The organism is Burkholderia sp. BCC1972 (assembly GCF_905339605.1).
Lineage (GTDB): Bacteria > Pseudomonadota > Gammaproteobacteria > Burkholderiales > Burkholderiaceae > Burkholderia.
The window spans coordinates 87,205-99,694 of record NZ_CAJPGH010000019.1; the positions used below are offsets into that span (position 1 = coordinate 87,205).

12 protein-coding genes and 1 tRNA gene are annotated in these 12,490 nt (G+C 61.5%); 7 read left to right on the forward strand and 6 right to left on the reverse strand.

Going from position 1 to position 12,490, the window contains the following annotated elements:
* Positions 1 to 35 precede the first annotated feature (35 nt).
* Positions 36 to 3,215 (reverse strand): type VI secretion system Vgr family protein, encoded by a 3,180-nt coding sequence (locus U5798_RS24860; RefSeq protein WP_322083529.1) that lies wholly within the window; start codon positions 3,213 to 3,215, stop codon positions 36 to 38.
* 337 nt (positions 3,216 to 3,552) lie between these two features.
* Between U5798_RS24860 and U5798_RS24865 the strand changes: the two genes are divergently transcribed.
* The gene (locus U5798_RS24865) at positions 3,553 to 4,353 is read left to right on the forward strand and encodes a transporter substrate-binding domain-containing protein (protein WP_322083530.1); all 801 of its coding nucleotides are present in this window, start codon (positions 3,553 to 3,555) and stop codon (positions 4,351 to 4,353) included.
* 59 nt (positions 4,354 to 4,412) lie between these two features.
* Here U5798_RS24865 and U5798_RS24870 read toward each other — a convergent pair whose 3' ends face one another.
* Together U5798_RS24870 and U5798_RS24875 are read right to left on the reverse strand one after the other, a co-directional pair.
* A complete protein-coding gene (locus U5798_RS24870) occupies positions 4,413 to 4,616 on the reverse strand; it encodes a hypothetical protein (protein WP_034189859.1) in 204 nt (67 codons plus the stop codon).
* 304 nt (positions 4,617 to 4,920) lie between these two features.
* Positions 4,921 to 5,052, reverse strand: a complete 132-nt coding sequence (locus U5798_RS24875; RefSeq protein WP_322083531.1) for a hypothetical protein — start codon at positions 5,050 to 5,052, stop codon at positions 4,921 to 4,923.
* A gap of 624 nt (positions 5,053 to 5,676) precedes the next feature.
* Between U5798_RS24875 and U5798_RS24880 the strand changes: the two genes are divergently transcribed.
* The 6 genes from U5798_RS24880 to U5798_RS24905 all read left to right on the forward strand — a co-directional run bounded on the left by U5798_RS24880 (position 5,677) and on the right by U5798_RS24905 (position 10,646).
* Complete coding sequence (locus U5798_RS24880) at positions 5,677 to 6,381, forward strand: hypothetical protein (protein ID WP_322083532.1); 705 nt, start codon at positions 5,677 to 5,679, stop codon at positions 6,379 to 6,381.
* A gap of 398 nt (positions 6,382 to 6,779) precedes the next feature.
* Entirely contained in the window at positions 6,780 to 7,307 is a 528-nt protein-coding gene (locus tag U5798_RS24885) for a PAAR domain-containing protein (protein WP_322083533.1), read from the forward strand.
* Positions 7,304 to 8,035 (forward strand): VRR-NUC domain-containing protein, encoded by a 732-nt coding sequence (locus U5798_RS24890; RefSeq protein ID WP_322083534.1) that lies wholly within the window; start codon positions 7,304 to 7,306, stop codon positions 8,033 to 8,035. The genes U5798_RS24885 and U5798_RS24890 overlap by 4 nt, the downstream gene beginning before the upstream one ends.
* 9 nt (positions 8,036 to 8,044) lie before the next feature.
* Complete coding sequence (locus tag U5798_RS24895; protein ID WP_322083535.1) at positions 8,045 to 9,163, forward strand: DUF3396 domain-containing protein; 1,119 nt, start codon at positions 8,045 to 8,047, stop codon at positions 9,161 to 9,163.
* Positions 9,164 to 9,359: 196 nt separating this feature from the next.
* Positions 9,360 to 10,001: an NUDIX hydrolase gene (locus U5798_RS24900; RefSeq protein WP_322083536.1), complete on the forward strand. Its 642-nt coding sequence runs from the start codon at positions 9,360 to 9,362 to the stop codon at positions 9,999 to 10,001.
* 198 nt (positions 10,002 to 10,199) lie between these two features.
* A complete protein-coding gene (locus U5798_RS24905; RefSeq protein ID WP_322083537.1) occupies positions 10,200 to 10,646 on the forward strand; it encodes a hypothetical protein in 447 nt (148 codons plus the stop codon).
* A 485-nt stretch (positions 10,647 to 11,131) separates the two neighbouring features.
* Here U5798_RS24905 and U5798_RS24910 read toward each other — a convergent pair.
* The 3 genes from U5798_RS24910 to U5798_RS24920 all read right to left on the reverse strand — a co-directional run bounded on the left by U5798_RS24910 (position 11,132) and on the right by U5798_RS24920 (position 12,431).
* Positions 11,132 to 11,207: transfer RNA gene (locus tag U5798_RS24910), tRNA-Thr, on the reverse strand.
* 19 nt (positions 11,208 to 11,226) lie between these two features.
* Positions 11,227 to 11,748: a ClpXP protease specificity-enhancing factor gene (locus tag U5798_RS24915; protein WP_124453389.1), complete on the reverse strand. Its 522-nt coding sequence runs from the start codon at positions 11,746 to 11,748 to the stop codon at positions 11,227 to 11,229.
* A gap of 71 nt (positions 11,749 to 11,819) precedes the next feature.
* Entirely contained in the window at positions 11,820 to 12,431 is a 612-nt protein-coding gene (locus tag U5798_RS24920; RefSeq protein ID WP_006400565.1) for a glutathione S-transferase N-terminal domain-containing protein, read from the reverse strand.
* Positions 12,432 to 12,490 lie beyond the last annotated feature (59 nt).

Here is a 12,490-nt window from a genome sequence, read left to right on the forward strand (position 1 = left end):
CGTTATATTAGGGCAGCTGACGAGCCGCCGCTCTCTCAGGATTTCAGCGGTCCGCCAAACCCGCTCGTCGGCAGCTTCATGCCGGTGCCACCTGCAGCTGACGCTACCGTCGCGGCACCCTTGCCTGCGATCCCGGCGACACCTGGCAACGCACCCTGCAGTGCGCCGGACGCCGCGCTGGCAACCGGCGCTGCCAATGCCGAGAGCCCGCCTTGCCGTGCTGCCTGCACCATCCCTGCCACCTGCTTCGCGGCGCTGCCCAGGCTCGACGCCGTCTGCAGTGCAGAGACTGCACCTGCCCCACCCAGCGCGCCCGCCGCAGCCGGCAACGCAGAACTCGCCAGTCCGCCCAGCGCTGCACCTGCACCACCGCCGCTCACGAGCCCCATGGCTGCCGTCGCAGCAGCAGGGGCCATCCCTTGCAACTGGCTGGCAAGCTGTCCCGTTGCCGCTGACTGGGCCGCTTCCGGCGACGGCTCGACCGGCTCCGCCGGCCATTTCGCCTGTTTGAAATAGTTCGCCGGCTGATCCGATTCGCGCGGATCCTTCCCGAACTCGACACGTACCGCGCCCGGCGGCAGCCCGCTCACAACCGTGTAGCCGCCGTTGTCGAGTGCCCCCTTCTTCAGCACCGCACCGTTCACGTCTTTCACCGTGAACAGCCCGCCTTTCACCGCCTCGCCGTTCACGTACTTGTGAAACAGCTCCAGTTGCCCCGGCTGATCCGGCCGTGGACTCGGCAACGGATACCCCATGCTCGCCGGACCCGCGAACGTATGCGACGCGCCCTTCACATCGACCGCACCTGGCGTATGAATCTCGATGTTCCCGCCTTGAATGCGGATATACCCGCCGCCGCTCGTCAGCAGGATCCCCTGATCAGCCGCGATCTCGATCCGGTCCGTCGCCGACACGACCTTCACCGCCTTCTGCGCGGTCACCTCGATGTTGTCCGACTGCGCCTGGATCTCCACCTTGCCCTTGCCCGCGAACAGCTTCATCCCCGCGTTCTGCACGAACAGGCTCAGCTTCTGCCCGATGCTCCCGATCAGCGACTTGCCTGCGGCCACGTGCACGCTCTGCCCGCTCGCCACGTTCACGTGATCGTTCGCGACCACGTGCACCGACTGCTGCGTCGACATCCCGATTCCCGACGGGCTGCCGAACAGCATCACCGGTTCCTTGAACGCGTTCGCGTTACCCGTGCCGCCGCCTGCCGTGCGCCCGCCCGACGCGCTGCCCGACTTGCTGTCCTGCGTCGCATCGGTGAACGCGCGCATCGTGTCCTGCGCGTCCTTCAGGCTTTCCGCCTGATGCTGCTCGCTCACGCCCGACATCGCTTCGACGAGGCTCTCACCCGTCACGAGCTGCTGCTGCGCTTCCTTCACGTCGAGCGGCTGGCTGTTCGGCGCCTTCGGATGCGTCGTCACGTACAGCCCCTGGCTCGCGCGCACCGCGCCGTACGCATCCGAGCGCAGGTCGAACCCGCTGCCGAGATACGACCCGCGCGAATTGCCGCTCTGGTCGATGATGTAACCGAGGTGCAGCAGGCTGTTCGCGCTGCTGCTCATCAGCTGCACGCGGTTCTGCCCGGTCGCGTCGTCCATCACGAGCTGGTTGTAGCCGCCGCCCGAATACTCCTTCGACCGGTAGCCGGACAGGATCCCGTCGCTATGCCATTGCGGCTGGTTCGCGCCGTTGTATACGCGTCCGACGGCCAAGGGCCGGTCACAATCGCCGCCCACATAATCGATCAGCACTTCCTCGCCGATACGCGGCACGTGCACGCCGCCGTAGCCGCCGCCCGTATCCGATTGCACGACGCGCACCCAGCACGACGCATTCTCGTTACCCGGGTTCAGGCGGTCCCACACGAACTGCACACGGATCCGGTTCAACTCGTCCGTATAGACTTCCTCGCCCTGCGGCCCGACGACGATTGCCGTCTCGAGATGCATCTCCGGCTTCTTGTGCTCGAACGGGCTGCGATACGGCACGTTCACACGCTGCGCTTCGACTTCGACGAGATAGAAGCCGGTCGATCCATCATGGTGCGGCACGCGAAACGCGGGATCGGCACCGTAGCCGTCCTGTGCCTGTATCAACGCCTCGCGCAGGCTGTACGGAAAATCCGCGCTGTCGCTCGCGACCGGCAGGTTGTTCTCGATCCACCACGCCACCTCGATCGCCGCAAACTCGCGCTGATCGGCGGAATCGCGATCGTGCTCGGGGTGATCGGCCAGCGTGAAGCGCCGGCCGGCATCGATCGCACGCACGCCGCCCGCGCCATGAAAGCGCTTCGCCTGCGACTCCCATTCCTCCATCTTGACCTTCGTCAGATGGTCGCCGCGCGACTGGTCGAGATACGTATAGGCGCCCGTGTACTCGTACACCTCGAGCTGATCGGGCAGTTCGCCCTGACCGGCCATCGTCGGCAGCGACGTGCCCTTCGGGTTCGATGGTTGCGACGGATTCTTGTAGTCGAACGTGCGTGTCGATCGCGTGACGCTCTGCAGCGTGCGTGTGCCCGACCACTGCGTGAACGCGTCGGCCGCGCTCGTCGCACCGCCACGATAGAAACTCACCGTCTCCGGCGACAGCGGCGCGAACGCCTGCAGATTGTCGGTGATCACGAGCGTGTGCGACTTGCCGTCGTCGGCCTGCTGCCACGCACAGTAGAGACCTTCGCTTTCCATCAGCCGATGCACGAAATGCCAGTCGGTGTCGTGCTGGCGCGTGTACGAGCGGTTCGGCAGCGGCTTCGACAGCGCGAAGCGGAAATGGCCCTGCGCCTGCGGATGCTGGTTCAGCACGTCGCTGATGATCTGGTCGACGGTCGTGTCGTTCCAGAGACGCTGGTCGCGACGGAACTTCAGGAAATGGGTGAAATCGGCGAAGGTGAGCTGATAGGTCGTGAGCCCGCCGTCGGCGCCCAACCGGCGCGCGGTATGCACGTATCCGTTGATCGGCCGATAGCTGCGATCGCCCTGCTCGATCCACAACGTGACGGGCTGCGCGATCAGTTTTTTAAGTTCCAGATCGCTATCGGTCGACAGCACGTCCAGCGTGAATTCGTACGCGCGCCCGATCCGCGAGCGGCCGACTGCCCGCTGCACGGTCAGGACGTTGGCCCCCAAGGGCGTATCGAGCTTCAGCAACCGGTCCTGCTGAAGCAACCCGCCGCGCAATGCGGCGATCGTGTTCTGCATGTTCATGGCTACGGCCTTTTCTTCTTTTGACGCGCCCTCGGATGGCGCTGCATTAAATTCAGCTTGCGCGATTTTACAGACAAAACTTTGCACGAATCCACAAAGCAGCCTGATTCAAAAGCACATTTTTGAACGCGCCGAAAGCCGCATGGATGGACCTCGACGACCGACCGCTCGCCGTAACGAGCCCTCGCCGCCCGATGAAATCGATTGCAATCAGGGCCAATTCGACTTCCGGCATGGCGCGGTTGCGAGTAGTGTCTACGTGCCCGTATTCCGGCCTCACCCGGGTCCGACCGATACCCGGCGCTCACCACACGACACTGAACACTGGAGATCTGCGATGAAACGTTCGAAGTTCCTGCTGTCGGGCCTGCTGCTCGCGTCGGCCCTCGGCTTCACGGCCGTTGCCGCGCACGCGGAAGACCTGCTCGATTCCGTGAAGAAAGCCGGCGTGCTGCGCGTCGGCCTCGAAGGCACGTATCCGCCGTTCAACTCGCGCGGCACGTCCGGCCAGCTCGAGGGTTTCGACGTCGACGTGGCGAACGCGGTTGCCGGCAAGCTCGGCGTGAAGACGCAGTTCATCCCGACCGAATGGAGCGGCATCATCGCCGGCCTGCAGGCCGGCAAGTTCGACGTGATTGTCAACCAGGTCACGATCACGCCGCAGCGCAAGGAAGTGCTCGACTTCAGCCAGCCGTACACGTACTCGGCCGCGCAGCTGATCCAGCGCAAGGACGACACGCGCAACTTCAAGTCGCTCGACGACTTCAAGGGCAAGAAGCTCGGCGTGACGCTCGGCACGAACTACGACCAGATGGCGCGCACCGTGCCGGGCATCGAGGTGCAGACCTATCCGGGCGCACCGGAGAAGCTGCGCGACCTCGCCGCGGGCCGAATCGAGGCGACGCTCGACGACCGCCTGATGCTGCCGTACATGATCAAGACGTCGAGCCTGCCGCTGCGCGCAGGTGCGGTGCTGAACGGCGGCAAGCAGGAAATGGCGATCCCGTTCCGCAAGGGCAATCCGAAGTTCGAGAAGGCGATCAACGACGCGCTCGATTCGCTGCACAAGGACGGCACGTTGAAGAAGATCTCGATGCACTGGTTCGGCAGCGACGTGACGGTGCCGGTCGCGCAATAAGCGGCCCGGCGTTTCAACGCGTCACGCCGTTCATTTCGATGAACGCGTGACGCGCCTCCTCAAGCCGCTTCGTCGAAGCGCGCCAGCAGCATCTGGCCGATCGGCGTCAGCGCCGGACGCGCCGCCACGGCGCTCATGCGCGCCTGCGTATCGTCGACCAGACGCTTCTCGACCAGCACGGCGAAGGCCGGATTCGATTGATCGACGCTGTCCGGCGCACGCGCAATGCGCAACAGCATCGAGAATTCATGCGGACTCAGCATGGTCCTTGTCTCCTGATCGTCCGCGATCCGGTTCGAACCGGCGTCGATCGTGTTTTCGAATGAAATGGCGCGATGCATGACCGCTGCGCGGCCGGGAGCGAGATCCCGGTTGCCGGCCTGCGACGCGGGCACGTCGTCACGGGCAGGTTGCGCACGGCTTTCGTCCGGCGATGCCGCCGCGACGGGAACGTGCAACCTTATGTGCGCGCCGTGACGCGGCCGTGACAGCAAAACGGGGGCAAAACTGCGCACGTCACGTGCCGTTTGCGGTCGATGCAGATCCGGTTGGCGACGGCGAACGGCATCACGAATCGACCGAATACGGGAACCCGCCGCGACTCGATCCGCTCGCATGGCGCATGCAGCGCACGACCACGTTCAGCGCGCGCCCGAGCGTCGTCCCCACGAGCACGCCCCATCCCGCGAACGACAGCATCGCGAAGCCGCTCGTCGTCGCCCACGGCAGGCGCGCGGGAAACAGCGCTTGATGCTGATGTAGGGCAGCACGCAGAACATCACGTACACGTAAGGCTTCAGATGAAGGAGCGCGGATATGGGCGAAGTCGCCTGATCGGAGTGGACACGCCGACACCATACCGCGCAGCCCCGACACGCGATGCGGCTTGAGACGGGCGGCCGGAATTCGCGAACGAGTTGCACGTCGCGGCGATGACTGCCGGGTAAATCCCGCACGAAGCGAAGCCGGCACCAGCCGGTGTCTTTCCGTCTGACGTTCCACTACACTCGTGACGGAAACCGGCCAGCCGTCGGTAGCCGAAGCGCTTCGTCGAAGCTGCGCGCCGCGTTCGTCGCACCGTGCGCGCAACCGGCCTGCCCAGGGCTAAGGTCACGCCATACGCATCGCGCCCCCACCTTCACCCGCCACCGTGCGAGCCACGTCGGATCCTTCATCGGTCCCGCAGCCGCCTGCCGGCGCCGCGCCGCGGCTGCTGCGCGATCCGGCCGCGCTGCTCGCGTTCGCGTGCGTCAACTTCAGGCAGATGTGATCGGCGTTGGCGCTCGGTCGCGCATAAGACAACCAATGACGAGGTAACGACAGGTGAGATCTCCAACATTGTGCGCGAGGCACGGCGTCCGGCCCTTCATCTCGGTAGCGAAACGCATCGGCGACCGGATTCGCGAACGCGGACAATTCGAGCGCGATGAATTGGTGCGGGAATCGCTGGATCGGCCCAAACGCAGCCGTACTGCGTGGATGACTCGCGCGGATCTGGACGAGCACGCGGTCGTGGCCAACCATGTGGACGGCGTCGCGCATGTCACCGAACTGCGTAAGTTCGCGTTGCTCGACCGGGCGTGCGAGTACGTTTGCCCGGATTGCCTGGACGAGCTGCTCGTACGTTCAGGCGAACAACCGCACTCGCCGACGCCCGTGTCACGCGCGTTCGACACGGCGATCGTCGCCGACAATGCGACGGTAGATGGCCCGCTCGTCAAGTGCGACATCCACGGGATTGGTTTCGGTTCGTGCACATCACCAGCCATGGCAGCGTTGATCGATCGGCATGACGCGCTGCCGCACGGTCAGCCAATCATCAAGGTGGTCGTTGTTTCACCGAAAGCCGAAAACGAATTCTGGTTCGACGAAGCATTCCTTCGCCGCTCGCTCGGTGAAGATGCAGATCTTTCCGGTGGCATCTACCGAATGGAGTCGGACGACCGCAGCCTCGACCTGCTCGAAAGCGGGACATCGGTATGCAGACACTGCCTTCGAGACTGGCTGCAGCGCAACGGCATCGCTTAGCGATGCGCGGCGGCAATCGGGCGGATGCGCGGCGGCTCACGAAGCAAGCATGCGGCCCGCATCACGTGTGTCGCCCGGGGGAGCAGAAAAGACAAAGGGCCGGGAGACAGAATCTCCCGGCCCTTCGTTCAATATGGTGCCGGCTGCAGGACTCGAACCCGCCACCTGATGATTACAAAGCACTTGAAAATGTCAACGATTGCAAGGGCTTAGCGCATTTCCGCGTTTCCAAAACACATGGTTCTGTCTGCGTTCCAGCCTTATCTGACAAGGGCCCGCCGCTGATTGGAAACGCGGTCTGAGTGGTCTTCCAACGAGCCTTCCCGGCAGTCCTAACAGGGCGAGCGGGTAATCCAGTCATGCTAGATTCTTCGCCGGCATTCCTATGAGGATTCGGCATGAGTTCAGCATTCATCCGCGAGGGCGACACCACCAGCCACGGTGGCCGCGTGCTCGCGTGTACGTCGACCAACATCGTATTCGGGAAGCCGCTGGCGCTCGAAGGCGACATGGTGTCGTGCCCGAAGTGCGGCGGCGTCTATCCGATCATTGGTGTCCGGGTGCGCAGCATGACGTTCGGTGGGCGGGCCGTGGCGACCGATGGGGACAAGACGGCGTGCGGCGCAACGCTGATCGCGTCGCAAGGCCAGGCGACGGTAGAACCGACGTCCGGCGCGGGCGGCTCGATCGGCGCGGGTAAAGGCGTTCTGGCGCAGAACGTCGCGCAGGACGATGGCTCGTATCGCGGACGCTTCCAGCTCGTTGACGACAAGACGCGCGAACCGATCGCGAACCACCCGTACACGGTGACGTCGGCGGACGGCAAGACGGTCCAAGGCACGACCGACGCGAGCGGCCACACTGATTGGCTCAGCAGCCACCTGGCCTCTTCCCTGTCTTTCCAGCAACCCGGGAGTAGTGAATGAGCGGCGGCTACTCCCCAGGCTCGTCACCTGGGGGCATGAGCCCAAGCGGCCAGACGACTCAGGTCGGAGTAAGTGCCGCCAAGCTCTCACCGAAAGACCGGAAGGTTCTGTGTCACACGTTCTGCGAGTGCCGGCGCATCGGCGTCGCGACGAAAGCCGGGACCATCCAGCGGCAGCGGTGCGTTGAGATGCGGCTCGGGCTGCCGAACGAAGTGTCGAAGATGCAGACGGGCGTTCCGACCGAATACCGCCCGGAACAGCCGTACGATATGACAACGGATCCGCCTGAGCCGATCATGGACTACGAGGACCCTCTCGAGCCCAATACCGGGATTCGGCAGTGGATCAAGGACAAGTGGCCGAGCAAGGGCAAGAAGTACGAGAAGGGCGACGTGCGCCGCCCCGACGTCGTCATCGTGAACGACCCGGCACAGCCGCCCGTGCAGTCGAACATCAAGACCGTCGTGGAAATGAAGTTCCCGGGGGACACGTACGGCCCCGACCAGGAAGACGACTATATCGAGATCGCCGGTGGCCCCTCGAAGTTCGTCCACCTCGGCGCAGCTGACTGCGGATGCGGCGACGACGACGGGCAGAAGAAGACTTCGCGCTCGAGGCAAACCGCCTCACAATCTGACCTGGACGAACTGTACGGGACCAGCCCCAGCGTGCCCGGAGCTCCGCCGCTCCCGCCGCCGCCGCAATTGCGGCCGCCCCCTGTTTTGTAACCCGACGCCATGACAAACGACGAAATCGCTGCCTGGGCCAAGGATCCGCGCCGAGCGGACACGATGCCCTTCGGCCTGTACGAACCCGCGCACCAGAAGGGCATCACCGGTGCCGCCTTGGTTGTGCGGGGCGTGCTCTACTTCCGCGACGGCTTCACACCCGCCGTCCGCCAAGCCCTGGTGCGCTGCTTCAAGCAATACAATGCGGCGATCGAGGAATATCACCACGCGCTCGAGGCGGCAGCCGGCGAGCAGCCATCGAAATCCGGGCCGCTGCGCTGGCTGTACGCCGAGGGCGAAGAGCCGGCGCAATACGACAAGGCCCCGGGATTCGAGAGCATCGCGGCGCGCGTGCCCGCCGACGAAACGCTCGCGGTCGCGATGACGAGCGCCGAGCACAAGCTCGCCACCGGGTTCTACGAATTTACCGTGTTCGCGCTGAGCGAAGGGAAAGCAGCGCGCAAGCGCGGTCTCGACGGCCTGGCCTTCACGGTACCGCGCGCGTTTCTCGTCCAGCGGCCGGGCGTATTCGAAACGCTGTTCAATGCGTTCGCCAAGGATCTACCGACCGTCCACGGGCATGGCGGCCTCGCCGTGAACGTGCCCCCGATGGGGCGGCGGCCGAACGAAGCCAGTGAGTATTTCTACGCGCGCCGCTTCGGGCCTGGCATCGACGTCGGCGATCCGATGCGATCGACCGTCCGCAAGCTCTACACGAAGATCAAGACCGTCGACTGGCTGAACGCGCTCGACGGGGATCTAGTTCGCGCGGCTGGCGGCGCATCGTCGCTCATGCTTCCGCCTGACTGGTTCTCCCGCCAGCCATTCGGTGACGGCGGCCTTCTGATCAAGGCGGGCGTCGCGCCGGAGTCCGGCGTGTCCAACGGACCGGGAGTTCCCGTCTCGCCGCCGGCCGCGTACGTCATTCTGAATCGCGCGCTGAAGCCGATCGTTGCGGATTCGGTCGATACCCTGCAGGACGGGACGCTCGATAGCACTGCGCCACTGCTCAATACGGTCGTCGCGACCGAAGGATGGCTGCACCGCTTTAACGTGCCGGATGAACAGCTCAACAGCTACTGGGTCGAGCTGCACAAAACACTGAAACTGGGCGACCGTGGTGAGTAAAGCCAAGTCTCCGCAATTTCGCATATGGTGATTTATCAAGGGTCATACTGATTGGCAATATAGTTTATCATTTCGCCCCTGCTATAAATGACAGCTATCTTCACATCCCCAACAACCCTAGACTGACATCCAATCAAGAAGCGGATAATCGCCAAACCTCCGACTTCTTTCCGCCGTCATCACGAGGATGATTAACATGACATCTGCATATGCAGTCTTATATGATCAGGATGGTTGGTTTCTCATTGCAAAAAGGCGAATGGCGAGCTTCTACTTCGGAGATGGCCACACGGGTGTAGCTTACCCCAGAGGGGAGCCTTTTCCTAAATATAAAGGCCCCGGGAAATACGCACTTCCGGGCGGAGCAAAAAAAACTGGCGAAGACACCCAGACAGCCGCCGCCCGTGAGTTTCTTGAAGAAACCGGGGTCAATTTACCGCCTCACACAACAATCACACATACATTCGCATACACAGACAATGGAATAGAAAAATCCTACGAGGCGGCATATTTTAAAACAGCCAATCCAGGAGACGTGGATAGCACCGTCACAATAATATCTGCATTAAGCCTGAGACAGGCAGAAATAATTATAGAAAATATTAAAGAAAATGGATGGAAAGATAAAGTTGGCTACAGCAAAATCGTAGACTTCGTCAAGCGCAATAAAATAGATCAATGGCCGTACGACAACGAACTCGAAGATCCAGACGTCTGGAATATAAAACAATCCAAATATTGGAGCACAGTTAAATCATGGGACGGCGACCCCACTATCGGATGGTATTACACAGTTCTCGAATATTTACGCACCAACATTCTAGAATCACCAGAATAGCCAACCAACCAAGAAAATCCACCTCTTTCAATTCCACGCCGTAAAATTAGGGAAATTCCTGTATCACGCCCGTGATCACGAGTGCCTCCTTGAGCTTGTTGATGCACACATCACGAACTTCAAATCTTCATCCATGCCCCTCGAGTCCCGATTCGTCGAAACAATTCACAACAGCCGTTGACCGACAAGGAGTTCGCAATGACCAATTTGACATCCGGCATATACGCATTCCAAGCAAAAAATGGAGAATATTGGAGCGTAATCGAATATTCATCAGGCGGCAGTCTTTATGTCGTAGCAGGAAAATGGGCGATTGACGATTGGTGTAGATTTACCGTAGTCCCGCTTGGCGACAATTCATTTTCACTGAAAGACAAAAATGGAAACTACCTGAGCATCATTCAAGAGTCAACAGATGGGCCACTCTATCTAGAGTCATCACAAAAGACCGTGATCGATAACTGGTGCGTATTTTATGTTTACGACGGCGACCTACCAAATTCGATCAATTTCCAGGTAGTCGGCAATGACACGACCTACTACCTCACCATCATTAATATGGATGGAAGAAACTATGTAGAAGCACGAAACGATTCCGATCCAGCATGGAGAAACTTCTTTCCGACACAGATTATTCCAGAGTAGATGAACAGAGACAGGCTGTAATGAACTGCCCCAACGTGCATCAAATCGCACGAATCTGTCACGACGTGAAATTGCTAGAAGCCCGCACCAATATCTGACCATGCACGAGAGGTATCGCATCACGAATATGCGCACGCTCGGCCGGGCCGGTGCAGTATCGTCAGGGTTGGCGAGACTGCATAACCAGGGCGCATAAAAGTGCACAACGAAAGCAGCTCGTCGAGCTGCGCGCGGCACGTGCTGGTCGGCCTTGAGCGGCCGGTGCATGCGTGCATAAAAACCACTCGTTTTTGCGGGCAGGTGGGGAAGCGCGCCTTAGTAGCTGCGAGGGCCTGGTTCACAACCAAATACTGCGCGATTGCCGCGACTAGGCATCACGCGACTGCCACCGTGACCGAGGCATTGCCGCTGCACATTGGAAACGTGAGGCGTGCATTGGAAACGCGAAGGGGCTACGCAAACATCGCGTAACCCCTTGTCAGATATGGTGCCGGCTGCAGGACTCGAACCCGCCACCTGATGATTACAAATCAACTGCTCTACCAGATGAGCTAAGCCGGCGTAAGCGCGAGATTCTACCTCATTTCACGATCTTGAGGCGAGGTCTGCTGCCGCCTTTCGTGCCATCACCGTCGGTTTTCGGCGGTTCGTCGGCACCTTCGGACGGTTCCTCGTTCGCGCCGCTGTCGGCGACCGGCGTCAACGTCGTCGAAGGCTCGTCGCGCTGCACGTCTTCCGCTTGCGCAGCGTCGTCGTCGAACGCACCCGAATCCGTGCCTTCGCCAGCGACCGCATCGACCTGGAACGCCATGCCCTGCCCGTTCTCGCGCGCGTAGATCGCGAGAACGTTGGCCACCGGAATCTCGATCTTGTGCGCCTTCCCGGAGAACCGGGCCGTGAACTCGATCCACTCGTTGCCCATCTGCAACTGGCTCGTCGCCTCGAAGCTGATGTTGAGCACGATCTCGCCGTCACGCACGAACTGACGCGGCACACGCGTCGAGTTGTCGACCCTCACCGCGATATGCGGCGTGTAACCGTTATCGGTGCACCACTCGTACAACGCGCGCAGCAGATAAGGCTTCGTTGAAATCTCTTGCATCACAATCCTCGAACCCGGAGCGGGCGTGCGGCACGCCGCGCCACCCGCTCCGTCATGCCTTCATTGCGACATTAACGACGCATGACCTTTTCGGACGGCGTCAGTGCTTCGATGTAGGCCGGACGGCTGAAGATCCGTTCGGCGTACTTCATCAGCGGCGCGGCGTTCTTCGACAGCTCGATGCCGTAGTGATCCAGGCGCCACAGCAGCGGAGCGATCGCGACGTCGAGCATCGAGAACTCTTCGCCGAGCATGTACTTGTTCTTCACGAAGATCGGCGCGAGTTGCGTCAGGCGATCGCGGATCGCGAGGCGTGCCTTCTCGTGATTCTTTTCCGCTGCCTTGCCCTTCTCGTTCTCGAGCGTGCTGACGTGGACGAACAGTTCCTTCTCGAAGTTGAGCAGGAACAGGCGCGCACGTGCGCGTTGCACCGGGTCGGCCGGCATCAGCTGCGGATGCGGGAAGCGCTCGTCGATGTACTCGTTGATGATGTTCGATTCGTACAGGATCAGATCGCGCTCGACCAGGATCGGCACCTGACCGTACGGGTTCATCACCGAAATGTCTTCCGGCTTGTTGAACAGGTCGACGTCGCGGATTTCGAAGTCCATGCCCTTCTCGAACAGCACCAGCCGGCAACGCTGGGAGAACGGGCAAGTTGTGCCGGAATACAGAACCATCATATTTGCGTTTCCTCAAAAAAGCCGAGGGCCGGCACGCGGCGGAACCCCTTTCACGGGTT